Below are 24,928 nucleotides of genomic sequence, written 5' to 3' on the forward strand. Positions count from 1 at the left end.
GGGAATGCAACAACGTCATACGCTGGCCGAGCTCGGCCGAGTCCATCTGATGGGAATCGGCGGGGTCGGTGTATCGGCCGTCGCCCGACTGATGCTGGCCCAGGGCGTCGCCGTCACCGGGAGCGACGCCAAGGACCTGCCGGTCCTGGATGAGTTACGCGCCTTGGGGGCCCGGATCCACGTCGGCTACTGCGCCGAGGAGCTACCGGAGGCCGATACCGTCGTCGTGTCCTCGGTGATTAAAGCGGGCAACCCCGAATACGATGCAGCCCGTGACCGCGGAATGCGGATCCTCCACCGCTCCGAGGGCCTCGCGGCCACGATGGATGGGCATCATGTCGTCGCCGTCTGCGGCACCCATGGCAAGACGACGACCACCTCGCTGATCGCCGTGATGCTGCGCGAGGCAGGAGTTTCGCCGTCCTTCGCGATCGGTGCGAACGTGGCGGGGCTCGGGGTCAACGCAGAACATGGTTCGGGTCGGATCTTCGTGGCCGAAGCGGACGAATCGGATGCCTCGTTCCTGAACTACCGTCCCGATACGATCGTGGTGACGAATATCGAGGCCGACCACCTGGACCATTACGGCACCGATGCCGCAGTCCACGAGAGCTTCCACCAGTTCGCCTCATTGCTGCCCGACGGCGGGTTGCTGATCGCCTGCGCCGACGACCCCGGGGCCCTGGCCCTGGCCCGGCGGCTGCGGGCGGAACGGCCCCTGGTGCGGGTGCAGACCTATGGTTTCTCCGACGCAGCTGACCGCCGCCTGAGCAACTCCGCGCCCGAAGCCGGACGGTTCGCCTGCGACCTCGACTGGGGCAGCGGCGAGTCCAGAAGGCTCTCGCTCGCCGCCCCCGGGGACCACAACCTTCTGAATGCGGCGGCCGCCTTCGCCGTCGGTCTGGACTGCGGGCTCGATCCTGATCTGGCTATTGACGGGCTGGCGGCCTTCACCGGTGCCGCCCGGCGTTTCGAATTCCGGGGCCAGGCCCACGGCGTCACGGTGTATGACGATTACGCCCACCACCCGACGGAGGTCCTGGCGGCACTGCGTGCTGGTCGGGCCGTCGCCGGGGAGCACGGCAAGGTCCATGTGGTCTTCCAACCGCATCTGTACAGCCGGACCCGCGAATTCTGGGCCGAGTTCGCTGATGCCCTGTCGCTGGCCGACACGGCCCTGGTGTTGGCGATCTACGCTGCCCGTGAGCAACCCCTGCCGGGGATCCAGGCCAGCCTCATTGCCGAGGCGCTGAACACCGCGGGGGGGCTGGCTGACCGCGATGACGTGGCAGCCCGGATTGCGGAGGTGGCCCGTAGCGGCGACGTGGTGATGACTATTGGCGCAGGAGATGTCACCGAACTCGGGTCGGTCATCGTTTCGATGTTGGAATCGGGCGCATGAAGGACAGCGCGTCCGGAGGTCCCAATGTCTTCACGCTGCCCGAATCCCCCTCCCGACGCCTGCGTCGGCGGATCCTGTGGATCGGCGGTTCGGTCCTGGCCGTGATCGTGGTCCTGATGCTGGTTCTGCTGTATTCGCCGTTGTTGGCCGTGAAGACCATTACCGTCGAGGGTAATAAACTGGTCCCCACCGCACAGATCGCCACCGCCCTGGAACCCTTGGAAGGGACCCCGTTGCCGCGAATCGGCCCGGGACGGGTCAAGGATCTGTTGGAGGATCAGGTGGCCATTGATGACGTCGTCGTCCAGGCCCATGCCCCCGGGACCCTCGAAGTGCGGATCGTCGAATACGTTCCGGTGGCGATCGTGAAGAACGACTCGAAATCCTACGACCTCGTCGGAAAGGATGGCAGGAAGCTGTCCAGCGTCAAAAAACGGGACGGTGTCAAGCTTCCGGTCATTGATGGGAAGGCCTCCGAACAGGATCCGAAGGTTTTTTCCGCATTGACCAGTGTTTTGGCTGCCTTGCCCTCTTCGACACTGAAAAAGCTTGATCACGCCAGCGCGCAGACCGTCGACTCGGTCGAACTCTCCCTCACCAACGGCCAGACGGTCCTTTGGGGGAGCGACGAACGCAGCGGTGACAAGGCACGGGTGCTCACGGCCTTCCTCAAGGACAAGAAGCAGACGGGCGTTAAGATCTTCGACGTCAGCACCCCTGACCACCCGGTCACCCGGTAGGAACAGGGGCATGACGAAAGAACCACCTCACGGTAATGGTGCGACACGCCTAGGCGGTCGTTGCATGCCGGGGATGCAAAACATAGCGTCTTAGTAGCAGGTACTTGACATAACTATAACCCTCAACCTGAGGGTTAACGTTAGTCCGGTTGAAGCTTCCTAAGACTCAGCAGCACATCGAACAAGGGAAACAGGACGTGGCAGCTCCACAGAACTACCTCGCCGTCATCAAGGTCGTCGGAATCGGCGGTGGCGGCGTCAACGCCGTGAACCGCATGATTGAGGTCGGCCTTCGCGGCGTCGAATTCATTGCGATCAACACCGACGCGCAGGCGCTCCTCATGAGTGACGCCGACGTGAAGCTCGACGTGGGGCGCGAACTGACCCGTGGCCTCGGCGCGGGCGCCAACCCGGAGGTCGGCCGCCAGGCGGCGGAAGACCATGCCGAAGAAATCGAAGAGGTCATGCGCGGCGCCGATATGGTCTTCGTGACCGCCGGCGAAGGCGGCGGAACCGGCACCGGCGGTGCGCCCGTTGTGGCCCGCATCGCCCGTTCGCTCGGGGCTCTGACGATTGGCGTGGTCACCCGTCCGTTCACCTTCGAGGGCCGCCGTCGGGCAACCTCGGCAGAGTCTGGCATCGACGCCCTGCGCGACGAGGTCGACACCCTGATCGTGATTCCGAACGACCGACTGCTCTCCATCAGCGATCGGAACGTCTCGGTTCTCGATGCCTTCCGGTCCGCCGACCAGGTGCTGCTGTCCGGCGTCCAAGGCATCACCGACCTGATCACTACCCCCGGGTTGATCAACCTTGACTTCGCCGACGTGAAGTCGGTGATGCAGGGAGCCGGTTCAGCCCTGATGGGCATCGGCTCGGCCCGTGGTGAGGACCGTGCGGTCCAGGCCGCGGAACTGGCCATCGCCTCGCCGCTGCTCGAGGCATCCATTGACGGCGCCCACGGCGTGCTGCTCTCCATCCAAGGCGGTTCGGATCTCGGACTGTTCGAGATCAATGAGGCGGCACGACTGGTCCAGGAGGTCGCCCACCCGGAGGCCAACATCATCTTCGGCGCCGTCATCGACGACGCCCTGGGTGACGAGGCACGCGTGACGGTCATTGCCGCAGGCTTCGACCAGGTCGACGTCACCAGCGCCCCGGCCCAGCCGCGCCAGCAGCAGGGAGGACCGGCACTGCCGCAGCAGGCTCCTGCCACGACGGTTCCCGGAACCATCCCACTGGCACCTTCCGAAGGCGCCGCCTCGGCACAGTCGATGCCGGGCACTTCGGGGCAGTCGGCAGCTTCGGCTCCCGAGGCCGCCCCGGCCGCGTCCCAGGGCTACGACGAATTGCCCCACGTGGTCGAGCAGGACCTTTCGTCCTCCTCGCACGACGAACTGGATGTCCCCGACTTCCTGAAGTAATTCTCGACAAGGGCCCCTCAGGGCCCGACGGCGCGTGGCCCGGTATCCTTCCGGGCGGCGCGCCGTTGTCTGATTTTAAGGTGGTTGTCTTGCTTCGCTTTGAATTCCCCGGTGCGACGCCGGCGCATGTGGCCTTTACCTCCACCGCCGACGGCAATCTGGCATTGCATGTGGGCGACCGGCAGCAGGAGGTCCTGCAGCGCCGTCGGAGCCTGGAAAACCGTCTCGGACTGGCCGCAGGAGCCCTGCGCTTCATGAACCAGACGCATTCGGTGACGGTCCACTCGGTCGACTCCTCGGAACAAGAAACCAGTGACGGTCCAACCTGGGGCCCAGACGCCGACGCCCTGCTGTCCCCGGACGGCTCGACCCCCCTGGCGGTGATGGTCGCCGACTGCTTGCCGGTCGTGTTCATTGCCTCAGGGGGCGATGGCGGGCTGGTTACGGCAGTAGCCCACGCCGGCCGTCACGGATTGCTCGGCGGCATCCTGCAGAACACCGTGACGGCCATCCGGGAAGCGGCGGGTGAGTCGATCCATGCATGGATCGGTCCTTCCGTATGCGGTTCCTGCTATGAGGTCCCCGCAGAGATGGCTGCAGCTGCCGCTGAGGTGATGCCGGGAATCGAGTCCCACACGTCCTGGGGAACTCCCTCACTGGACTTGCCCGGGGCTGCCGCCATGCTTCTGGAGGGCCTTGGCGTGGACGTCACGGCCACCGGTGTGTGTACGGTCGAAGATCGGAACTACTACTCCTACCGGCGTGATGCACGAACCGGCCGTCTGGCCGGAGTCGTCTGGCCGGCCCCGCTGTTGGAGAGGAACAGATGACCAGCACCCCAGTCCCGGCCCCGAACGAGGCCCCACGCCGCGCTGACCTTGAGCAACGCCTCGAGGCGGTCCGTGAGCGCATTGCCGTCGCCACGCGTGCCGCCGGCCGTGAGCGGGCCCCCGAACTCGTTGTCGTGACCAAGTTCTTTCCCGCCTCGGACGTCCGGCTGTTGCATGAGCTCGGGGTGCGCGAGGTCGGGGAGAACCGTGACCAAGAAGCCTCGGTCAAGGCCATGGAGGTGCAGGATTTGGACCTGAACTGGCATTTCATCGGCCAGCTCCAAAGCAATAAAGCCAAGTCGATCGTCAGATATGCCGCGGCCTTGCATTCACTGGACCGGGCCTCCCTGGCCAAGGCGCTGGGCAAGGCCATGGGCCGTGAGGCGGAACGTCGGGCCGATGAGGGGGTGGCAGCCCGGGAGGATCTCTCCACGCTGATCCAGATCGACCTCCGTTCCGCAGAACAGCGATCCGGGGACCAGGGGGGTATCGGACGCGGTGGGGCCGAACCCGAAGACGTCCAGCAGCTCGCCGACCTCGTGGCACAGACCGAGGGCCTGTCCCTCGCCGGAGTGATGGCCGTGGCGCCGCTCGGGGACGATCCGTCACCGGCCTTCGAACGACTGGCTGGAATCTCGGCCGCGTTACGCGGGAACCATCCCACGGCGGACTGGATATCGGCGGGCATGAGCCACGATCTGGAACAGGCGGTGGCCGCCGGAGCGACACACCTCCGTGTCGGCTCCGATGTGCTCGGTCCGCGTCCACCGGTGCTGTAGCGTCGTTTGCAGCGGAGACTCAAGCGGGAGAAGACCCCTCGCCGCGTACGATCATAAGGAGAAGACCATGGCTGGCGCCCTGCGCAAGACGATGATCTACCTGGGACTCGCCGACGGTGACGAGCACTACGAGGACGAACAGTCCGAGATGCCCGAGCAGCAGCAGTTGCAGCAGCGTCCGGAGCCCTCCCGTGTCGAGCACGAACGGGCTCCCATGGCCGTCGCCGCTGAACCGGAGACGGAATACCGGGCACCGGTCACCCCCATTAAGCGCGCGCCTTCATCCAGGGACGAGGATTCTTCATTGCGGCAAATCACGACGGTTCACCCCCGTTCATATAACGACGCCAAAATCATCGGAGAAAGCTTCCGAGACGGCATCCCGGTCATCATGAATGTCACCGATATGGGTGAAGGTGACGCCAAACGCCTGGTGGACTTCTCCGCGGGACTCGTTTTCGGCTTGCACGGCAGCATCGAACGCGTCACCAATAAGGTGTTCTTGCTCTCACCGGCGAGCGTTGAAATCCTGGGCGAGGACAAAAAGTCCTCCGAGGACACCGCAACGTTCTTCAACCAGAGCTAGCGGCCGCTTCATACCGTGGGAATTCTCTTCGGACTGATCTATGCGGCCCTGACGGTCGTTCAGGTCATGCTCATGCTCAGGATTGTGTATGACATCGTGCAGATGTTTGCCCGTGGCTGGCGGCCACGCGGTGCGGCGCTGATCCTGGCCAGTTTCGTCTACCGCATCACCGATCCGCCCATGCGCTGGCTTCGTTCCAAAATCAAGCCATTGGACCTGGGCGGGATGCGTTTGGACTTGGCATTCCTGATCCTTTATTTCGCCATCATCATCGCCAAGGTCGTCGTTCTACAGATCGGGCGATAGGCTCTTGGCTCCCGACCGACGGCGAAGGTTCGTCTTCGGTGCGGGAAACGTTATAGTCTTGAAACAGGAAGCATGCTGCGGCAGTTATTGCAGTTTGCTCACATAACCGGTGTAATCGCCCTCGGGTCGCAATCAGGCGGCCGGGGAGAGAACTAAGTATCGAGGTGACCAGATGGCGCTCACGCCAGAAGATGTAGTCAACAAGCGTTTCCAGCCAACGAAGTTCCGGGAGGGCTACGATCAGGACGAAGTTGACGACTTCCTGGACGAGATCGTCGTGGAACTCCGTCGACTGACCCAGGAGAACGAGCAGCTGCGCCAGCGCGTTAGCGAGCTGGGTGGCACCGACGTTGAGACCGGTAGCGTTCCGGCTCCCGTCGCCGCGGCTCCGGCCACCGAAACCGCTGCCGCCCCGGCAGCTGAAACGACTCCGGTGACCGGTAGCGTTGACGAAGCCGCCGAGGAAGCAACTCCTGAGGTCGCGGAAGCCCCTGCTACCGAGCAGACGCCGACGACGCCCGAGGCACCTGTTGCTGCCGCGGCCCCCAGTGCAGAGATGGCTGCGGCAGGATCCGGTTCTGCCGAATCTGCAGCCGGCGTGCTGGCCATGGCTCAGCGCCTCCACGACGAATACGTCGGTGCGGGTGTCGAGCAGCGCGATAAGATCATCGCCGACGCCCAGATGCAGGCCAATAAGCTGGTCTCCGAGGCCGAGGAGAAGAGCACCAAGACGCTCAACTCGCTGGAGGACCAGAAGTCGGTGCTGGAGCGCAAGCTCGATCAGCTGCGCGGCTTCGAGCGCGACTACCGCGCCCGCTTGAAGTCCTACATCGAAGGCCAGTTGCAGGATCTCGAGTCGCAGGGCCCCATCGCGACGCCGGATTCCAAGGACAACGCCTAATCATTTGTTGAGGAGGGGACGCTTCGGTGTCCCCTCCACGACCATGTCTGTCGGCGGCCGGTCACCCGGCCGCCGACATCACGTTAAGGACCCCGATGGATCAGGACCCCGCAGCCCGCGCAGAACATGATGCCCGGACACCCCCACCCCGGGGTGCCCATCGTGTCCTGGTTGCCCTCTCGCTGGGTATTGCCCTCCTCGGAGCGGGCCTGGACCAGCTCACGAAGGCAGTGGTCCAGGACACGATGGAACTGGGCCAGACCATCGACGTGATCGGCTCGGCCCTGCAATGGCATTACATCCTGAATTCGGGGGCTGCCTTCTCCATCGGCACCTCGGTGACTTGGCTGTTCACCATCATCATGGCCGTCGTCGTGATCTACGTTGTGACGCTCCTGCGCAAGGTGCGTTCGGTGTGGTGGGCCATTGCCCTCGGCGGCCTGCTGGCCGGCGCTACCGGGAACCTCATCGACCGGCTGTTCCGCGATCCTTCGTTCGGCATGGGGCACGTCGTGGACTTCATTGCCGTCCCGCATTTCGCGATCTTCAACGTGGCCGACTCCTTTGTGGTCTGTTCCATGATCGGTATCTGCGTGCTGCTTTTCCGTGGCATCGGCCTCGACGGATTACCAACCCAGGAGAAGGAATCCCCTCCGGCGGAGGAAGCCGGCGACGCATGAATTCGAACACCTTCACCATCGGCCCCGAGGAGGCGGGGCGTCGCCTCGACGCCCTCCTGCCCCCACGGCTGGATATCACCCGCAGTGTCGCCGCCAGGTGGTGCGCCGACGGGCATGTGCAGCTGAACGGTAACCGGGTCGCGAAATCCCGCAAGGTGGAGGTCGGTGACGTCATCACCGTCGATCCACCCGCCGAAACAGATCCGTTGGAAGTGAGGGTCGAATACGTGGAAGCCATGAAAATCCTGGCCGAGGACGACGACTACGTGGTCATCGATAAACCTGTTGGTGTGGCAGCGCATCCTTCCCCCGGATGGGTAGGGCCAACGGTCGTCGGCGCATTGCTCGCCGCCGGATACCGTATCTCCACCTCCGGAGCCTCCGAACGCCAGGGGATCGTGCACAGATTGGATGTGGGCACCTCGGGGGCCATGGTGGTGGCCAAAACCGAACGTGCCTATACGGCGCTCAAACGCGCCTTCAAGGAACGTACCCCCTCGAAGACCTATCACGCCCTGGTCCAGGGGTTGCCCGACCCGCTGGCCGGGACCATCGACGCGCCCATTGGCCGGCATCCTGGTCACGACTGGAGATTCGCGGTCCTCGAGGGCGGCAGGGACTCGGTCACGCATTACGAAGTCCTGGAAGCATTCGGCCGGGCCAGCCTGGTGGAAGTGCAATTGGAAACCGGCCGTACCCACCAGATCCGCGTCCACTTCTCGGCGCTGCGCCACCCCTGCGTCGGGGACCAGACTTACGGCGCCGACCCCCGCTTGGCAGCCGACCTGGGGATGACCCGGCAGTGGCTGCACGCCTACCAGCTGGGATTCCCGCATCCGGTCTCGGGGGAGTGGGTCCAGGTCGAATGCGGCTACCCGCATGACCTCTCCCACGCTTTGGAAATTCTGCGCGACGGAGACCTGGGCTACTAATTCCCCGCCCCACCACCACGTCGGCGACGGTCCGGATCGGAGCCCCGCAGGGGACACGCCAGTCGCCGCGCCGCCGACTTCGGTAGCGTGCCACCCGGGCCTAGAATGGATCGGTGGCCAGCTCAAACCGGGACGGATTCGTCCACCTTCATACGCATACCGAATACTCGATGCTCGACGGCGCCGCGCGCCTGACGGACCTCTTCGAAGAGACCAAGCGCCTGGGCATGCCGGCTCTGGCCACGACCGACCACGGCTATCTATTTGGCGCCTTCGACTTCTGGAATAAGGCGACCAGCGCGGGCATCAAACCCATTATCGGTGTGGAAGCCTACGTCACCCCGGGGACCTCCCGTAAGGACAAGACGCGCGTGCGCTGGGGCGAAGCCCATCAGAAACGTGACGACGTCTCGGGTGGTGGCGCATATACCCATATGACGTTGCTCAGCCGCAACAACGAAGGCATGCGCAACCTGTTCAGGGCCTCGTCGATCGGCTCGCTGGATTCGGTCTTTGGCAAATGGCCGCGACTGGACCGGGAACTGCTCGAACAGTACAGCTCTGGACTCATCGCCACCACCGGCTGCCCGTCCAGTGAAATCCAGACTCGCTTGCGGCTGGGCCAATACGAGGAAGCCAAACAGGCTGCTGGTGAATACCAGGACCTCTTCGGCAAGGAGAACTACTACTGCGAGCTGATGGACCACGGGCTGGACATCGAGCGGAGGGTCACGAAGGACCTGCTCCGGCTGGCCAAGGAACTGAACCTGCCGCTGGTGGCGACCAACGACCTGCACTACACGCACGAACATGATGCCAAGGCTCACGAGGCGCTGCTGGCCCTCCAGTCCGGCTCCACGCTCCTGGAGCCCACGTATGACCAGGGTGGATCACGGTTCGCGTTCTCGGGGACCAGCTTCTACCTGAAGTCCCCCCAGGAGATGCGCGCCCTGTTCGCCGAGTTCCCCGAAGCCTGCGACAACACCTTGGAGATCGCCGAGCGCTGCGAGGTCTCCTTCAATACCGACGCGAACTACATGCCCAAGTTCCCCTGCCCGCCGGGGGAAGACGAAACCAGCTGGTTGGTCAAGGAAGTTGAATCCGGTCTGCGGTACCGCTACCCCAACGGTGTTCCCGAGGCCTCGCGTCGGCAAGCGGATTATGAACTGGACATCATCACCAAGATGGGGTTCCCCGGCTACTTCCTCGTCGTGGCCGACTTCATCAACTGGTCCAAGGACAACGGCATTCGTGTTGGTCCCGGACGTGGTTCCGGCGCCGGTTCCATGGTCGCCTACGCCATGCGCATCACCGACCTGGACCCACTGCAGCACGGGTTGATCTTCGAACGCTTCCTCAACCCGGAACGTGTCTCCATGCCCGACTTCGACGTCGACTTCGATGATCGTCGCCGCGGCGAGGTCATTAATTATGTGACCGATAAGTACGGCGACGAACGCGTGTCGATGATTGTGACCTACGGGTCGATCAAGACGAAACAGGCCTTGAAGGACTCGGCCCGAGTCATGGGGCACCCCTTCAGCATGGGTGAAACACTGACCAAGGCCCTGCCACCGGCAGTGATGGCCAAGGACATCCCGCTGGCCGATATCGAGGATAAATCTGCCCAGCGTTACTCCGAAGCAGCAGATTTCCGCCAAATGCTGGCCGCAGATCCGGAGGCCGCCAAGGTCTTCGAAACGGCGAAGGGCATTGAGGGCCTGAAGCGTCAATGGGGTGTCCATGCGGCAGGGGTGATCATGTCCTCGGACCCGATTATCGACGTCGTACCGATCATGCGTCGTTTCCAGGACGGCCAAGTCATCACCCAGTTCGACTACCCGACCTGTGAAACCCTCGGGCTGATCAAGATGGACTTCCTGGGTCTGCGGAACCTGACGATCATTTCCGACGCCATCGAGAACATCAAGATCAACCGCGGCGTGGACCTGGATCTCGAACAACTCGAGGTGGATGACCGGGCCGCCTACGAACTCCTCGCCCGCGGCGATACCCTGGGCGTCTTCCAGCTCGACGGCGGTCCCATGCGTTCGCTGCTGCGTCTGATGCGCCCCGATAACTTCGAAGACATTTCCGCAGTCATCGCGCTCTACCGTCCGGGACCCATGGGCGCGAACTCGCATAATAACTATGCGTTGCGCAAGAACGGCCTGCAGGAGATCACTCCGATCCACCCGGAACTCGAGGAACCCTTGCGGGAGATCCTCGATACGACCTATGGCCTGATCGTGTATCAGGAGCAGGTCATGGCCATCGCGCAGAAGGTGGCCGGCTTCTCGCTCGGCCAGGCAGACATTCTGCGCCGGGCCATGGGCAAAAAGAAGAAGGCGGAACTCGATAAGCAGTACGCAGGCTTCCACCAGGGCATGCTCGACAGCGGATTCTCCGAGGCAGCAGTCAAGGCACTCTGGGAGATTCTGCTGCCCTTCTCCGACTACGCCTTCAATAAGGCCCACTCGGCAGCCTACGGACTCGTCTCCTACTGGACCGCCTATCTCAAGGCACACTATCCAGCCGAATACATGGCTGCCCTGCTGACCAGTGTTGGCGACGACAAGGACAAATCTGCCCTCTACCTCAACGAATGCCGACATATGGGCATCACCGTGCTGCCCCCGGACGTGAATGAATCCCAGCTGAACTTCACCCCGGTCGATACCGATATCCGCTTCGGTATGGGAGCCATCCGTAACGTTGGTTCGAATGTGGTCAACGCGCTGGTCGAGGCCCGGCAGGAGAAGGGCGCCTTCGAAACGTTCACCGACTTCCTGCAGAAAGTTCCCGCGGTGGTCTGCAATAAGCGCACCATCGAATCCCTCGTGAAGGCCGGGGCCTACGATTCAATGGGCCACCCACGGCGGGCCCTGGCCATGATCCACGAGGAAGCCGTCGACTCGGTGATCGTGCTCAAACGCAATGAGGCGGCCAACCAGTTCGACCTCTTCAGTGCCCTGGACGACCCCTCGGCAGGATCCGGACTAGCCATCGACGTCCCCGATCTTCCCGAATGGGAGAAGAAGGACAAACTGTCCTTCGAACGCGACATGCTCGGGCTCTACGTCTCGGACCACCCTTTGCAGGGACTGGGGAACCTGCTGGAACAGCATGCCGACCTCTCCATCACCCAGGTGCTCTCCGAGGACGGGCCGCGGGACGGGCAGATCGTCACGATCTCGGGGATGATCACCTCGCTGCAGCGGCGTATCGCCAAGAATAGTGGAAACCCTTATGCCCGGACGGAGATCGAAGACCTGGGCGGCTCGATGGAGGTCATGTTCTTCGGCCAAGCCTATGGGCCGATCGCCAGCGTACTGGCCGAGGACCTCATCGTCGTGATCCGCGGTCGCCTGCAACGACGCGACGACGGGGCGGTGTCTTTGAATGCCCAGGAACTGACCATTCCCGAGATCAGCGAGGACGGTTTGGCCGGGCCGGTGGTCATCTCGATGCCCAGCCATAAAGCCAACGAATCGGTGGTCTCCCAGCTCGGAGAGGTCCTGCGCACCCATCAGGGCAACACCGAGGTGCGGGTGAAACTCGCCGGAACCCGCAGTGTCGAACTGATGCGTCTGGGCATCGAATTCCGGGTCAACCCCAACCCAGCGCTTTTCGGCGATCTCAAGGTCCTGCTGGGCCCCACCTGCCTCGACATCTAACGCCCCTGCCCGCCGTAGCACTCGGCGGGCAGGGCCTCGACGGCGTAAACTGGTGCGGTGACGAATTCAACCGAAAACCCGGGGTCCTTCCCCGCCCTGCGGACCATCGACTTACGCGGGACCGCGCTGGACCATGCGGCGCTGAAGGCTTCCTTGCCCCGACCGGAGAACGACTTCGCCTCGGCCTCCGAGACCGTTGAGCAGATCATTGCCGATGTCCGGGCCCACGGCTACGCCACGCTCTCCGAGCTGGCTCGACGCTTCGACCATGTGGAGCAACAGAGCACCGCGGTTCCTGCAGCAGCCCGCAGTCAGGCCCTCGAAGAACTCGACCCTGCCGTCAGGGAGGCGCTGGAGGAGTCCATCCGCCGGGCCCGCCTCTTCGCCGCAGCACAGATTCCTGCCCCGGCCAGCGTGGACTTCGGACAGGGAGCCACCGTCACCCAGCGTTGGGAGCCGGTGCGCAGGGTGGGCCTGTATGTCCCGGGAGGGTTGGCCGTTTACCCGAGTTCGGTGGTGATGAACGTCGTTCCGGCCCAAGCCGCAGGTGTGGGCTCCATCGCCTTGGCGTCGCCGCCGCAACAGGAATTCGGGGGGTTGCCCCACCCGACCATCCTCGCTGCGGCCGAACTTCTGGGCATCACCGAAATCCACGCCATGGGAGGCGCCCAGGCCATTGCCGCCTTCGCCTACGGGGTCGACGCAGCTACCTCCCCCACGGACACCGAGGGAATTGAACCCGTCGACGTCATCACCGGTCCAGGGAACGTCTTCGTCGCCACCGCGAAACGCCTGGTCAAGGGCGTTGTGGGCATCGATGCGGAGGCCGGACCCACCGAAATCGCGATCCTCGCAGACGCAAACGCCACGCCCCGCTATGTGGCCGCCGACATGATCAGCCAGGCCGAGCACGACCCCAACGCGGCGGCGGTACTGGTGAGCGAATCCACCGAGTTGGTGGCAGCTGTTCGGGAGGAACTCGAAGTCCAGGTCGCTGGCACCCAACATGTCGACAGGGTGCGGGCCGCGCTGGGGGGCCGCCAATCGGCAGTTATTCTGGTCGACGACCTCGAGGCCGCGTTGCGCGTCTGCAATGCCTACGCCGCCGAGCACTTGGAGATTCTGACCTCAGATTCCACCGCGGTGGCCGACCGGGTGACCGCTGCCGGAGCCGTTTTCGTGGGGGAGTACAGTCCGGTCAGTCTGGGCGACTACAGTGCCGGGTCAAACCATGTTCTTCCGACCAGCGGGACCGCGGCATTTGCCTCGGGACTGAACGTGCTGACGTTCCTGAAGGCCATCCAGGTCATCGACTATCCTGCCGCTGCGCTGCATGAGGTCGGTGAGCACGTCGTGGCCCTGGCCCGGGCCGAGGACCTCCCGGCGCACGGCGACGCCGTGATTCAGCGTATCGGAGGGTGACTAGGGACGACGGCGATGCCCGCCACTGACGTCGCTGGTTGGCGGCTCGGCGGGTGCTGTTGTCGCAGCGAACACGGCGGATCATCTCAGCCATGACATGATGGTGCTGCCGTGAACATGTTTTTGATCACGTCGCCGGTACAGTTCTCCGGCCCATGACCCCAGGAAAGGTGGAGTGGATGCGTTGCCCATTTTGTAGGAACTCAGACTCCAGGGTCGTTGACAGCCGGCTGACCGAGGACGGTTCGGCCATCCGCCGGCGTCGTCTGTGCAGCTCTTGCGAACGACGATTCACGACCTTGGAAACGACAAGTCTCAATGTCGTCAAACGTTCCGGCGTCGCCGAACCCTTCGACCGCGCGAAAGTCATTTCCGGGGTCGGTAAGGCCTGCCAGGGCAGGCCCGTCACCGATGACGATCTGGCGTTGCTCGCCCAGGAAGTCGAAGAAAGCGTCAGGGCTTCAGGAGCAGCGGAAATCAACGCCAACGACGTCGGACTGGCCATTCTGGGGCCGTTGCAGAAACTCGACCAGGTGGCCTACCTGCGTTTCGCCAGCGTCTACCAGGGCTTCGACTCGCTCGAGGATTTCGAAAGCGCGATCGCCAAATTACGCAGCGAAGGCCAGCCGCCGTTGGACGCTGCCCAACAACGGCCGCTGACCGCCGAGTAGGGAGCGCCTCCCTTCCGGGTCACGACGGCTTCTTGCCGCCGGCCCGGATCGTTGACGGGCGAGCGCTAGTCGTGCAAACCGTGGTGGATGGCTGACTGCAGGGCGCCGCCGACGATACCGGCATTATTTTTCAGATGCGCCGGTTCGATCGGTGTGCGGAGGTCGAGTTGAGGCAGGAAGTCCTGCGATCGTTTCGAAATTCCGCCGCCGACCACGAAGAGCCGCGGTGAAAAGAGGAATTCCACGTGCGAGAAATAGCGCTGCAGCCGCACGGCATACTCTTCCCAGGACAAATCATCTCGTTCCCGGGCCGAGGCTGAGGCCTGCGTTTCGGCGTCGTGCCCGTCGATTTCCAGATGGCCGAGCTCCAAGTTGGGCACCAGGACGCCGTTATGAACCAGACCAGAGCCGATGCCGGTGCCCAAGGTGATGAGCATGACCGAGCCCTTGACTCCCGCCCCCGCCCCGTACCTGGCCTCGGCCAGTCCGGCGGCGTCGGCGTCGTTCATGACCTGGACCGGACGTTTCAGCACGTCGGTGAACAACGTGTCGACATCCGTGTCGATCCACGATGTGTCGACGTTGGCTGCCGAGAGCGCCACGCCTTCGTGGATGATCGCCGGGAAGGTGATGCCTACCGGGGCGTCGCCGGCCGGGGACTGATCCCGGGTGCCGAGTTCCTCGACGATTTGCCGGACGACCTCGGCCACGGCCTCCGGGGTGGAAGGAGTCGGCGTATCGATGCGGAAACGCGAGCCGATGAGCTTGCCCTTCTTCAGGTCGACGATGCCGCCCTTGATCCCGGTACCGCCGATATCCACACCGATGGCGGTGGAGACGGTGTTCTTCTTGTTTTTCTCGTCCTTCGACATGGTGCTCCTCAGCGGGGGTAGGAGGGCCGGGTCAGGCCACGGTCAGGATTTCGGCGCCCTGGTCGGTCACCAGGAGGGTGTGTTCGAACTGGGCGGTGCGTTTGCGGTCGCGGGTCACAGCCGTCCAACCGTCGTCCCACATGTCCCACTCGACCTTCCCGAGCGTGAGCATCGGTTCGATGGTGAACACCATCCCGGTCTCGATGAGCCGTGAGTAGGCGGGAGCGGCGTCGTAGTGCGGGATGATCAGCCCGGTGTGGAAGGCCTCACCCACGCCGTGACCGGTGAAGTCACGGACGACGCCGTAGCCGAAACGCTTCGCGTAGGCAGAAATGGTCCGCCCGATCACGTTGATCTCGCGTCCGGGCATCACCGCTTTAATGGCCCGGCGGAGAGACTCTTCCGTCCGTTCAACCAGCAGACGTGAATCCTCGTCGACGTCCCCGGCGAGGAAGGTGGCGTTGGTATCGCCGTGGACACCGTTGATGAAGGCGGTGATGTCGATGTTCACGATGTCCCCTTCCTGCACCATCGTGGTATCGGGAATGCCGTGGCAAATGACTTCGTTGATCGACGCACATAATGATTTGCTGAAACCGCGGTAGCCCAACGTGGAAGGGTAGGCCCCGTTTTCGATCAGGTAGTCGTGACCGATGCGGTCCAGCTCATCGGTGGTCACTCCGGGGACGACTGCCTTCCCGACCAGTTGCAGGGCTTCGGCGGCGATCTTCGAGGCGTGGCGGATCCGTTCAATGGTTTCGGCGGACTTCACCTCGGAACCCTCGAACTTGGCCGGTGCCGGTTTGCCGACATATTCGGGACGGGTGATTGAGGCCGGAACATGACGTTGAGGCGTCGGGGTACCGGGGACGAGATTTCCAAGGGGTGCTGTGGACGTACGTGGCATGTTCTCGATCCTATCGCCAAGTTCGAGGCCCGGAGTATGGTGGGCTCCCCAGATGAGCCCGGACGTGAGCCGGGGAACCGCAGGAAAGAGGTACGGCATGAGTGACGGCAGTGAAACCACGGGCGGCAATTTCTGGTTCAACGTCAACACCAAGCAGGTTGAAGCCGGTCCGCAATCGGACTGGTCGCAACTGCTGGGCCCCTATGACACCCGTGAGGAAGCCCAAGGCGCACTGTCCCAAGTGGCCCGGAACAACGAGGCCTGGGACGACGACGAGGACTAGCTAGAAGCCGTGTTCCTCCGCTGGGAAGGTCCCTTCGAGAACGTCACGGTGGTACGCGGAGGCTGCCTCGCCCATGACCTGGCGGAGGTCGGCATATTTCTTCACAAAGCGGGGCAACTTACCGGGGTTCAACCCCAACATGTCCTGCCAGACCAGGACCTGTCCGGTGGTGCCGGCACCGGCGCCGATGCCGATGGTGGGAACCGAAACCGCGGCGTCGACGGCGGCGGCGACCTCGGAGGGCACCATCTCCATGAGGACGCAGAACGCGCCGGCTTCCTGGAGGGCCGTGGCATCGTCGATGAGCTGTTGGGCGGCCCCACCGCGACCTTGGACCTTATAGCCACCGAGGGCGTGTTCGGCCTGCGGGGTGAAACCGATATGGGCCATGACCGGGATTCCTGCGTCGACCACCGCACGGACGTGCTCCGCGCGTCGGGCGGTGCCTTCCATCTTCACCGCATGGATCCCCGTCTCCTTCATCAGTCGTACCGATGATTCGACGGCAAGCTGGGGGGAGGCCTCGAAGCTGCCGAAGGGCAGATCGCAGACGACCAGACTGTGCCGCGCGCCGGCGGTGACGGAGCGGGCGAAGACGCTCATCTCGTCGAGGGTGATGGGCAGGGTGGTCGAATATCCCATGACGTTATTTGCGGCAGAGTCACCCACGAGCAGGACCTCGATGCCGGACTCGTCGAAGATGGACGCAGCATACTGGTCGTAGGCGGTCAACATGGCAAAGCGTCGGCCCTCTGCCTTGGCGCGGGCTAGATGCCCGATGCGGACCCTGCCGCTGACTGGGGGCGCGGGAGTGGACTGACCGGAGTCGTAGGGGGAGGGCTGTTCGTGCGACATGGCTATCACGATACGTCACCTGTGCGCCGGGACACTCGGTCGTGCACGGATTCCGAGTAGGGTTAAGCGCGGTGGAACGGCCCGAAACCACCGCAGCATTCGCCGGATCAGACGAGGAGCGACGCATATGGACCGCCAGCAGGAATTGGTGCTCAGGACCATTGAGGAGCGCGACGTGCGTTTCGTACGCATGTGGTTCACCGATGTGGTCGGATCACTGAAGTCGGTGGCCTTGGCCCCGGCGGAGGTCGAGGGTGCGTTCGAGGAAGGGCTCGGGTTCGATGGTTCTTCCATCGAGGGCCTGTCGCGGATCTACGAATCCGACATGCTCGCTCAACCGGATCCCTCCACCTTCCAGATCCTCCCGTGGCGCGGGGAGATCGAACCGACCTCACGCATGTTCTGCGACATCCTGACCCCCGAAGGCGAACCGTCCCCGGCGGATCCCCGGCATGTGCTCAAACGCCAGTTGGCGGCAGCAGCGGAACAGGGATTCACCTGCTATACCCACCCGGAGGTGGAGTTCTACCTGTTGAAGTCCGATGACTTGGGCGATAACGGTGAACCAATCCCCGTGGACTACGGCGGCTACTTCGACCATGTGACCGGCGGCGTGGGGCAGGATTTCCGTCGTCGTGCGGTGACCATGCTCGAGGCGGTGGGCATCTCCGTGGAGTTCAGCCACCACGAGACCGGACCCGGACAGAACGAAATCGATCTGCGCTACGCGGACGCACTGCAGACGGCGGATAACATCATGACGTTCCGGACCGTCATCAAGGAGGTGGCGCTGCAGCAGGGGATCTACGCAACCTTCATGCCCAAGCCCTTCTCCAGCCATCCGGGATCGGGCATGCACACCCACTTTTCCCTCTTTGAAGGCGATACCAACGCGTTCTTCGAAGCAGGGCAGGAGTATCAGCTCTCGCAGACCGCCCGGCAATTCATCGCCGGCATCCTGCACCACGCCCCCGAGTTCACCGCCATCACCAACCAGTTCGTGAACTCCTATAAGCGGCTCTGGGGCGGGGGAGAGGCGCCCAGCCACTTATCCTGGGGCCACAACAACCGTTCCGCCCTGGTGCGTGTGCCGTTGTATAAACCGAATAAGGGCCAGTCGGCACGGGTGGAATACCGGGGCATAGACTCTGCCGCCAACCCGTACCTGGCCTACGCGGTCATCCTCGGTGCCGGCCTGAAGGGGATCGAAGAGGGGTACGAGCTCGCACCGGCAACCGACGACGACGTCTGGGGTCTCAGTGCCGCCGAACGCCGGGCCATGGGCCACGCCCCGCTCCCCGGATCGCTGCATGACGCCATCCGTTCCATGGAGGACTCCGAACTGGTGGCCGGTATCCTCGGCGAACAGGTTTTCGATTCCTTCCTCCGCAATAAGCAGGACGAATGGAACGAATACCGGCAATACGTCAGCCCCTTCGAAACCTCCCGCTACCTCGGCATTCTCTAGGCGGTTTCCGTGAGCCTGACGCGACAGCTGATTTCCGCCGGGTTCGACGACGTCGAGCGGGCCAAACGGTTCCTCGGCGACGAGGTCCTCGCCGGAGCCGACGAGGCTGCACTGCTGGCTGGTCTGCGCGCGGCAGCCGATCCGGATCAGGCCCTGTTGCTGGTCCTGCGCCTGGCCGAGCGGGCCCCCGGGATCCTGGACCGACTGCACGACGTCGAGGCGGCGATCCCGGTATTGCGCCTGCTGGGTGCCTCGGAAGCTCTGGGAGATTTCCTGGTCAGGCATCCGGAACAACTGCGCATCTTCGCCCCGGAGGACCAGCCCGCCAGTGAAGACCCCCAGGAGAAGGATTCCGTCGGGGACGCCGCCCCGGGGGCAGATCCCTCCACGACCGAATCCGGTGCTTTCGAGGACGGTGCCGATACCGCACTCGTGTCCGAAGTGCCCGAGGGGTGGCGTCAGATACCCTACCGGACGTTGCGCCAGCGCATGCTGCAGGCGGTAGGCGCAGACCCGGACCACCACGTGCCGGTAGCCATCCACGAGGGAAAGAACGGCTACGCCCTGTTGCGTGTCGCCTACCGGGCAGGACTCGCCCAGCTGGCGCTCCGTGATGTTGGTGCGGAGGATCCCTCGGCCGTCATGCCTGCCGTGGCAGCGGAACTGGCTGATCTGGCAGGGGCAGCCATTGATGGCGCCCTGGCCATCGCCCGGCTCGAAGCCGCCGAAAGGTTCGCCTCCGAAGACGTCGCCGCAGTGCATTTGGCAGTCATCGGGATGGGGAAGTGCGGGGCCTGGGAACTGAACTATATTTCGGACGTCGACGTCATCTACGTCCACGGGGCCGAAGACCTGGACGATGATCGTGCCGCCGAGATCGCGGCGACCCTGGCCATCGGCATCTCCCGAGTCATCAATTCCCCCGGCCCGGAGCCGGCCCTGTGGGAAGTCGACGCGAACCTGCGGCCAGAAGGCAAGGATGGGGCGCTTTCAAGGACGTTGTCCTCACATGTGGCCTACTACGAGCGGTGGGCCAAAAGCTGGGAGTTCCAGGCCTTGTTGAAGGCACGGTGTATTGCCGGGGACATTGAACTGGGGCGCCGCTATGAGGAAGCCGTCGCTCCGATGATCTGGAATTCCTCGGAGCGGGACGGTTTCGTGGAATCGGTCCAGGGGATGCGTAAACGGGTGCTGGAGAATATCTCACCCGATGAACTCTCCCGTCAGATCAAGCTGGGCCCGGGCGGATTGCGCGATGTCGAATTCACCGTCCAGCTCCTGCAACTGGTTCACGGCCGCGTCGACGAGACCCTTAGGGTGCGGGATACGACGTCGGCCATCACCGCTTTGAGCGTGGGCGGCTACATCGGGCGTGCCGATGCCGCAGATTTCGATCAGGCCTATCGGTACTTGCGGGTTCTGGAGCATCGCCTCCAATTGGTGAACATGCGTCGTACCCACCTCATGCCGGTGAAGGAGGCCGCCCTGCGCGTCTTGTTCAGGGCCTCGGGCGGGAAGGCCATCAGCGGGCGCAAACCTGCCGACGAACTCACCCGCCAATGGCAGAACACCAAGCGTTCGGTCCGGCGTTTGCACGAATCGATTTTTTACCGGCCACTCTTGGCTTCGGCCTCAAACCTTTCCACCGATGAGGTCAGGCTCTCACCCGCCGCAGCACAGGCACGATTGGCCGCGTTGGGCTACCTTGACCCCAAGGGGGCCATGCGCCATATAGAGGCACTCACCACTGGTGTGCGGCGTCGTGCCGCTTTACAGCGTCAGCTCCTGCCGGTGCTGCTCGAATGGCTGGCCGAGGGGGTGGATCCAGATGCTGGTCTGTTGGGTTTCCGCCGGCTGAGCGAGGCGCTGGGGGAATCGCATTGGTATCTGGGCATGCTGCGTGACTCCAAGGCAGCCGCCGAACGGCTCTGCCATGTGTTGTCGGGTTCGCGTTTCATCACCGACCTCCTGGAAGTTTCCCCCGAGTCGGCGTCCTGGCTCGGAGATGACCGAGAATTGCGGCCCCTGCCCTTCGAGCAGCTCTGGCAGGAGAATGCATCCAAGCTCAAACGGCATGGCAACCCGGAGTCGGCCATGCGCCTGGTGCGTCTGAACCGGCGACGTGAGTTGCTCCGGATTGCCTTAGCCGATTCGGCCGATCTGCTGAGCATCGATGAGATGGGGTGGGCCCTGTCTGATGTGGATCGGGCGGCAGTCTTGGCTGCTTTACGGGTGGCCGAGAGCCACGAGTTCGAGACGACCCAGCGGTTAACCGACTTGCTCGTGGTGGCGATGGGGCGCCAGGGCGGCCGGGAGATCGGCTACGGCTCGGATGCGGATGTGATCTATGTTCACCGACCGCTGGAAGGGGCTGATCCGCAAAGCGCACAGCAGCAGGCACTGCGGATCTTTGCCCATGTGGGAAAGCTGCTCACTCAGCCGCTGAAACCGGCAGTGCTCGCCGAACCCAAGCTGGTGGTCGACGCTGCCTTGCGGCCCGAAGGGAAGAACGGTCCGCTGGCCCGTTCCCTGGAGTCCTATCGTGGTTACTACGACCGCTGGGCCCTGGTATGGGAGCGTCAGGCGCTCCTGCGCGCCCGCCCGATGGCTGGTTCCGATAGCTTGGCCGCCGAATTTATGACCCTGGTCGACGGCGTACGATACGGCCGTGGAGCCAGCCCCGACGAACTGCGTGAGATTCGCAGGGTCAAGGCCCGGGTGGAAGCAGAACGGCTGCCGCGTGGCGCGGACTCCACTCGACATGTGAAGTTGGGGCGCGGCGGTTTGAGCGACGTCGAATGGCTCGTTCAACTCCTGCAGCTCGAACATGCCAAGGACCATCCTGAATTACGGACCACTTCCACGCGCGAGGCACTGGCCACGTTGGCTGACCTCGAGCTGCTGCCCCGCGGCGACGTCGAACTATTGGACCGGGCGTGGCTGCTGGCGACCCAAATCCGTGGTGCCTCGGTGGCCTGTACCGGGCGTGCCTCGGATGTCCTGCCCCGGTCGTGGCGTGACATGGAAGCCGTCGCGCGGTGGTGCGGGTATCCGGCAGGAAACGCTTCCGAGCTGGAAAATGACTACCGGCGTGTGACACGCAGGGCCCGCAGCGTCTTCGAGAGACACTTCTACGGATTCGAGGAAAATGGCCATGACTAACTGGGCTGCCTCACTCGCAGGGCACAATGGAACGCAGGAGACCACGACGCTGCCATCGGTACCGTCTGGTCCAGTCCCTGAACAACGAAAGTGGGAAACATGCATGTGAGTAAAGCCGATCTCGACGAACTGGTCGCCCAGCACCTGGAGAAGGCCAAGACCGCCCCGCATGGGCGCAGCGCCACTGCCGTACTGAAGGACGGTAAGTTGCGTCAGACGCTGCTGGCACTGGACGCCGGATCCGAGATGGCAGATCACAGCAAGCCGGAGTCGGCCACCCTGCTGGTCCTGCAGGGGACGGTCACCGTTCGTTGGGCTGATGGCGAGCAGGTGATCAGCCACGGTGGGCTCTACGTGATCCCCGATGTCATTCACAACGTCTTGGCCTCCGAACCGTCAGCTTTCCTGCTGACCACGATCGCCGGCTAGAACTACTGTAGATCTTCGTCTCTCCGGCAACCTGCCCCCGAGCTTTTGAAGCCCGTCGTGTGGAATGTGCGTCCTTTTGCCGAGGTGTTTCATCGGATACAGGACGGCTACTGACCAACTTCTCGGCTCGTTTGAATGGCCTCTTTCCCATCACAAACCCCGCCTAGGCCCTGTTCTCCACACCCCGGGACCACACGCCCTATCTGTCGGTGGCAACTGGCACAGTGGGGTTATGGACCAGGACAACGAAGCGCAGACGGTCACCGGGTGGACGCTCACCCGCCTCGGCCCAACGCCCGTTGATGGTTCGAGCCGTTTCAAAGCAGCCGAAGCACTTTCCCGCTTCGCTGAAGCCGAAAAATTCCGTGCCGCTGCCATGCTCCACGACGAAGCCCAACAAGCCATCGACCCCCGCCTGGAAGCACTGACCAGCCGACCCGGGATGCGAATCTCGCTACGGACCGGTCGGATCATTTCCTACGCAGCCACCGATAGCGCTGCCCTGGAAATCGCCCTGATCGCCGGACTCTCCCCGGGCCAGGGACACCGGGTCCTGGATCAGGCCGAGACCCTGGTGATGGATACCCCCGAAGTCCTCGAGTCCCTGGCACTGGGCCGTATCGGTGCCAGCCATGTCCAACGGATCCTGGAACATACCCAACACATCACCGCTGAACCAGTAGTTCTGCCGGCCCGGGACGCGGATGAGGCCAGCAAGGAAGAGTTTGAACGGCAGGCCGCGGCCAGTGCTGCCCGGGCCAGAGCCGATCGGCGCGACTTCGGGGCCGATATGCTCGCGATCGCCCCGGGCAAGTCGCCTTCCCAACTTCGAGCTCGGGGCCGGCAGGTCATGGAGAGGTATTACGGGTTCTCTTTCACCAAACGCTCCCGGGCCGCGCTGCGGGACCGCAGGATCAGTTTGGAAGAGGGCCGCGACGGGATGACCTGGTTCTCCGGTTACCTCCCCTCGGCCAGTTGCCAGGCGATCTTCTCCAAGATCGATGCCATGGCCCGGTTGCTGAAAACAGCCCCCGAAACCGCCGTAGCGGTCAGCGACGCCGCAACACAAGCAGCCCAAGGCCCCGGCACCGAGGAGCGCACGGGCAGCGGGACGGACCTGCTCGAATCCGCTGGTGACGACCCGGATGCCTCCTTGCCGACTGATGACCCCGGTGAGTTCCGGACCTTGGATCAGTTACGTGCCGATGTCTTCACCGATTTCATGCTCAACGGTCCCCGTGGCCAGGGGCTGGAGACCGTGGACGCCCAGGTCTTCGTGACGATTCCAGCGACCATGCTGCCCGGAACCGCCGGAGGACCCACCAATATTGATGACACCCCCATCAACGGCCCCGAGCCTGACACGGGGACGGCGGGCGGGGCAAACGTTCGAGAAGGCATCCCCGCGGCCACTCCTGTCTCGGACCATGATCAGGCCGGCTTGGATGTTCCCGGTGGATTGGCGGTCGCAGAACTCACCCCCGGAGCGCCGCTGCCCACGATCCTGGGTGGTGGGCCCATTGATCAACAATCAGCGGCCCGGTTGATGGTCGCAGCGAAGTCCTGGTGGCGGGTGATCACCGATCCACTGACCGGGGCGGTGGTGAAGTTCGGGCAACGCAGGTATCGGCCCACAGCGGCCCAGAGAGCGATCCTGCAATTTCGGGACGGTTCCTGTACCACCCCGGGATGCACCGGGTCAGGCAGGACGTGCGAAATCGACCACACCCAGGAATGGCAACATGGTGGTGGTACCGATATCGCGAATCTGCGCCTGGGGTGCAAACGGTGTCATCGGTTGAAGTCCTTAGGCTTACTCGAAGTCGAGCAACGAGCCGGAGGCACGATCCTGGTCACGAGTCTGTTCGGGACGCGTCGGGTTGGCTACCCGGCAGCGCCTTGGGCCGTGGCAGACCCCTGGCAAACCTCTCAAGCCACCGGCTCGGGTGGTGAGGGGCCGCCAGTCGATCCCGATGCGGTGATACCACCGGTGGTACCGCTACCGGTAGTCCGGCCGAAAGCGTTCACGATCGAGTCGAGCACGATCGAACGTGAGTATGAGAAGTATCTGGATTTGCAGATCCGTTTATGGGGTCGGATCCAAGAGGTACCGGATTCTTCTTGCGAGGCTCCCCAGCGTGGACGTTACGCGCTGACGACTCATGCCAAAGCGGCTCGGAAGCGGCGTTTGAAACGCAATGCTGGTGAGTATGGGCCACCGGCGATCCATCGCCCTGATGACCGAGGCAATCCGCTACATCCAGAACCCGGGACACCCGATAAACCCCCAGGAAAACCACCCTTCTAAGGCAGTGTCCGGGAGATATTGTGCAGCCACAGAATGGTCCAGCCTTTAGGGCACGAGCTTGTGCCAGCCCTCTGCCTCGGTATAGATGGCAACGATTCGACCTTCACCAGGTCCACTGTCCGCAGAATCGTCTTCCATGAGGCGTGCGAATTCGACCCCGTCTGCAGTCAGGGGGTCGATGGTCGTCTGGAGAGCTTCATCAAGACTGCTCCCGAATGCATCCGTGCGCGAGTCAACACTGCCGCGTGAGAGTCTTTCGAGGTGGTAGGCCATACAGCGATTCTAAGGAAGACC

General features: G+C 63.5%; 22 protein-coding genes. 18 read left to right on the forward strand and 4 right to left on the reverse strand.

Annotated elements, in window-relative coordinates; all coding sequences use genetic code 11:
- The first annotated feature begins 4 nt into the window (after positions 1 to 4).
- The 13 genes from murC to nrdR all read left to right on the forward strand — a co-directional run bounded on the left by murC (position 5) and on the right by nrdR (position 14,350).
- Positions 5 to 1,402, forward strand: coding sequence for a UDP-N-acetylmuramate--L-alanine ligase (gene murC, locus FM101_RS11715; RefSeq protein ID WP_086999791.1), 1,398 nt, complete (start codon positions 5 to 7; stop codon positions 1,400 to 1,402).
- On the forward strand, positions 1,399 to 2,142 hold the full coding sequence (locus tag FM101_RS11720) for a cell division protein FtsQ/DivIB (RefSeq protein ID WP_086999793.1): 744 nt from the start codon (positions 1,399 to 1,401) through the stop codon (positions 2,140 to 2,142). The genes murC and FM101_RS11720 overlap by 4 nt, the downstream gene beginning before the upstream one ends.
- A gap of 197 nt (positions 2,143 to 2,339) precedes the next feature.
- A complete protein-coding gene (ftsZ, locus tag FM101_RS11725) occupies positions 2,340 to 3,566 on the forward strand; it encodes a cell division protein FtsZ (protein ID WP_086999795.1) in 1,227 nt (408 codons plus the stop codon).
- Between the two features lie 80 nt (positions 3,567 to 3,646).
- Positions 3,647 to 4,396 carry a polyphenol oxidase family protein gene (locus tag FM101_RS11730; protein WP_428844162.1) on the forward strand — a complete coding sequence of 250 codons (750 nt, stop codon included), beginning with the start codon at positions 3,647 to 3,649 and terminating at the stop codon, positions 4,394 to 4,396.
- A complete protein-coding gene (locus FM101_RS11735) occupies positions 4,393 to 5,175 on the forward strand; it encodes a YggS family pyridoxal phosphate-dependent enzyme (protein WP_086999799.1) in 783 nt (260 codons plus the stop codon). Before FM101_RS11730 ends, FM101_RS11735 begins: the two co-directional genes overlap by 4 nt.
- A gap of 67 nt (positions 5,176 to 5,242) precedes the next feature.
- Positions 5,243 to 5,761 (forward strand): cell division protein SepF, encoded by a 519-nt coding sequence (locus FM101_RS11740; protein ID WP_086999801.1) that lies wholly within the window; start codon positions 5,243 to 5,245, stop codon positions 5,759 to 5,761.
- Positions 5,762 to 5,776: 15 nt separating this feature from the next.
- Entirely contained in the window at positions 5,777 to 6,067 is a 291-nt protein-coding gene (locus tag FM101_RS11745) for a YggT family protein (RefSeq protein WP_086999803.1), read from the forward strand.
- Between the two features lie 172 nt (positions 6,068 to 6,239).
- Positions 6,240 to 6,968, forward strand: a complete 729-nt coding sequence (locus FM101_RS11750; protein WP_086999805.1) for a DivIVA domain-containing protein — start codon at positions 6,240 to 6,242, stop codon at positions 6,966 to 6,968.
- A gap of 95 nt (positions 6,969 to 7,063) precedes the next feature.
- A complete protein-coding gene (lspA, locus tag FM101_RS11755) occupies positions 7,064 to 7,648 on the forward strand; it encodes a signal peptidase II (protein WP_086999807.1) in 585 nt (194 codons plus the stop codon).
- The gene (locus FM101_RS11760) at positions 7,645 to 8,580 is read left to right on the forward strand and encodes an RluA family pseudouridine synthase (protein WP_086999809.1); all 936 of its coding nucleotides are present in this window, start codon (positions 7,645 to 7,647) and stop codon (positions 8,578 to 8,580) included. Before lspA ends, FM101_RS11760 begins: the two co-directional genes overlap by 4 nt.
- A gap of 113 nt (positions 8,581 to 8,693) precedes the next feature.
- On the forward strand, positions 8,694 to 12,257 hold the full coding sequence (dnaE, locus tag FM101_RS11765) for a DNA polymerase III subunit alpha (RefSeq protein WP_086999811.1): 3,564 nt from the start codon (positions 8,694 to 8,696) through the stop codon (positions 12,255 to 12,257).
- 57 nt (positions 12,258 to 12,314) lie between these two features.
- A complete protein-coding gene (gene hisD / locus FM101_RS11770; protein ID WP_086999813.1) occupies positions 12,315 to 13,679 on the forward strand; it encodes a histidinol dehydrogenase in 1,365 nt (454 codons plus the stop codon).
- Between the two features lie 179 nt (positions 13,680 to 13,858).
- The gene (gene nrdR, locus FM101_RS11775) at positions 13,859 to 14,350 is read left to right on the forward strand and encodes a transcriptional regulator NrdR (protein ID WP_086999815.1); all 492 of its coding nucleotides are present in this window, start codon (positions 13,859 to 13,861) and stop codon (positions 14,348 to 14,350) included.
- 65 nt (positions 14,351 to 14,415) lie between these two features.
- Here the strand turns inward: nrdR and ppgK are convergent, their stop codons facing one another.
- Both ppgK and map read right to left on the reverse strand, forming a co-directional pair.
- On the reverse strand, positions 14,416 to 15,222 hold the full coding sequence (gene ppgK / locus FM101_RS11780) for a polyphosphate--glucose phosphotransferase (protein ID WP_086999817.1): 807 nt from the start codon (positions 15,220 to 15,222) through the stop codon (positions 14,416 to 14,418).
- A gap of 31 nt (positions 15,223 to 15,253) precedes the next feature.
- The gene (gene map / locus FM101_RS11785) at positions 15,254 to 16,129 is read right to left on the reverse strand and encodes a type I methionyl aminopeptidase (RefSeq protein WP_087000056.1); all 876 of its coding nucleotides are present in this window, start codon (positions 16,127 to 16,129) and stop codon (positions 15,254 to 15,256) included.
- Positions 16,130 to 16,226: 97 nt separating this feature from the next.
- Between map and FM101_RS11790 the strand changes: the two genes are divergently transcribed.
- Positions 16,227 to 16,412, forward strand: coding sequence for a hypothetical protein (locus FM101_RS11790; RefSeq protein ID WP_086999819.1), 186 nt, complete (start codon positions 16,227 to 16,229; stop codon positions 16,410 to 16,412).
- On the opposite strand, the gene panB is transcribed toward FM101_RS11790, so the two are convergent.
- Entirely contained in the window at positions 16,413 to 17,267 is an 855-nt protein-coding gene (gene panB, locus FM101_RS11795) for a 3-methyl-2-oxobutanoate hydroxymethyltransferase (RefSeq protein WP_086999820.1), read from the reverse strand.
- 127 nt (positions 17,268 to 17,394) lie between these two features.
- On the opposite strand from panB, the gene glnA reads away from it, so the two are divergent.
- From glnA to FM101_RS11815, 4 genes are all read left to right on the forward strand, one after another.
- On the forward strand, positions 17,395 to 18,735 hold the full coding sequence (glnA, locus tag FM101_RS11800) for a type I glutamate--ammonia ligase (RefSeq protein WP_086999822.1): 1,341 nt from the start codon (positions 17,395 to 17,397) through the stop codon (positions 18,733 to 18,735).
- A 9-nt stretch (positions 18,736 to 18,744) separates the two neighbouring features.
- Positions 18,745 to 21,897 (forward strand): bifunctional [glutamine synthetase] adenylyltransferase/[glutamine synthetase]-adenylyl-L-tyrosine phosphorylase, encoded by a 3,153-nt coding sequence (locus tag FM101_RS11805; protein ID WP_241895285.1) that lies wholly within the window; start codon positions 18,745 to 18,747, stop codon positions 21,895 to 21,897.
- Between the two features lie 99 nt (positions 21,898 to 21,996).
- Positions 21,997 to 22,326 carry a hypothetical protein gene (locus FM101_RS11810; protein ID WP_086999824.1) on the forward strand — a complete coding sequence of 110 codons (330 nt, stop codon included), beginning with the start codon at positions 21,997 to 21,999 and terminating at the stop codon, positions 22,324 to 22,326.
- A 232-nt stretch (positions 22,327 to 22,558) separates the two neighbouring features.
- Positions 22,559 to 24,634, forward strand: a complete 2,076-nt coding sequence (locus FM101_RS11815) for an HNH endonuclease signature motif containing protein (RefSeq protein ID WP_158225890.1) — start codon at positions 22,559 to 22,561, stop codon at positions 24,632 to 24,634.
- A gap of 45 nt (positions 24,635 to 24,679) precedes the next feature.
- Here the strand turns inward: FM101_RS11815 and FM101_RS11820 are convergent, their stop codons facing one another.
- A complete protein-coding gene (locus tag FM101_RS11820) occupies positions 24,680 to 24,907 on the reverse strand; it encodes a hypothetical protein (RefSeq protein WP_086999829.1) in 228 nt (75 codons plus the stop codon).
- Between the last annotated feature and the right edge of the window lie 21 nt (positions 24,908 to 24,928).

This window comes from Arthrobacter rhombi (assembly GCF_900163545.1).
Taxonomy (GTDB): Bacteria; Actinomycetota; Actinomycetes; order Actinomycetales; family Micrococcaceae; genus Arthrobacter_H; species Arthrobacter_H rhombi_A.

What these genes read in the sequence shown, in the direction of transcription:
- FM101_RS11760 (WP_086999809.1), top strand. Translation starts at nt 7,645, where the DNA reads ATGAATTCGAACACCTTCACCATCGGCCCCGAGGAGGCGGGGCGTCGC.
- FM101_RS11815 (WP_158225890.1), top strand. Translation starts at nt 22,559, where the DNA reads ATGGACCAGGACAACGAAGCGCAGACGGTCACCGGGTGGACGCTCACC.
- murC (WP_086999791.1), top strand. Translation starts at nt 5, where the DNA reads ATGCAACAACGTCATACGCTGGCCGAGCTCGGCCGAGTCCATCTGATG.
- FM101_RS11810 (WP_086999824.1), top strand. Translation starts at nt 21,997, where the DNA reads ATGCATGTGAGTAAAGCCGATCTCGACGAACTGGTCGCCCAGCACCTG.
- FM101_RS11720 (WP_086999793.1), top strand. Translation starts at nt 1,399, where the DNA reads ATGAAGGACAGCGCGTCCGGAGGTCCCAATGTCTTCACGCTGCCCGAA.
- glnA (WP_086999822.1), top strand. Translation starts at nt 17,395, where the DNA reads ATGGACCGCCAGCAGGAATTGGTGCTCAGGACCATTGAGGAGCGCGAC.
- lspA (WP_086999807.1), top strand. Translation starts at nt 7,064, where the DNA reads ATGGATCAGGACCCCGCAGCCCGCGCAGAACATGATGCCCGGACACCC.
- FM101_RS11735 (WP_086999799.1), top strand. Translation starts at nt 4,393, where the DNA reads ATGACCAGCACCCCAGTCCCGGCCCCGAACGAGGCCCCACGCCGCGCT.
- map (WP_087000056.1), bottom strand. Translation starts at nt 16,129, where the DNA reads ATGCCACGTACGTCCACAGCACCCCTTGGAAATCTCGTCCCCGGTACC.
- FM101_RS11820 (WP_086999829.1), bottom strand. Translation starts at nt 24,907, where the DNA reads ATGGCCTACCACCTCGAAAGACTCTCACGCGGCAGTGTTGACTCGCGC.
- FM101_RS11790 (WP_086999819.1), top strand. Translation starts at nt 16,227, where the DNA reads ATGAGTGACGGCAGTGAAACCACGGGCGGCAATTTCTGGTTCAACGTC.
- nrdR (WP_086999815.1), top strand. Translation starts at nt 13,859, where the DNA reads ATGCGTTGCCCATTTTGTAGGAACTCAGACTCCAGGGTCGTTGACAGC.
- FM101_RS11740 (WP_086999801.1), top strand. Translation starts at nt 5,243, where the DNA reads ATGGCTGGCGCCCTGCGCAAGACGATGATCTACCTGGGACTCGCCGAC.
- FM101_RS11750 (WP_086999805.1), top strand. Translation starts at nt 6,240, where the DNA reads ATGGCGCTCACGCCAGAAGATGTAGTCAACAAGCGTTTCCAGCCAACG.
- panB (WP_086999820.1), bottom strand. Translation starts at nt 17,267, where the DNA reads ATGTCGCACGAACAGCCCTCCCCCTACGACTCCGGTCAGTCCACTCCC.
- ppgK (WP_086999817.1), bottom strand. Translation starts at nt 15,222, where the DNA reads ATGTCGAAGGACGAGAAAAACAAGAAGAACACCGTCTCCACCGCCATC.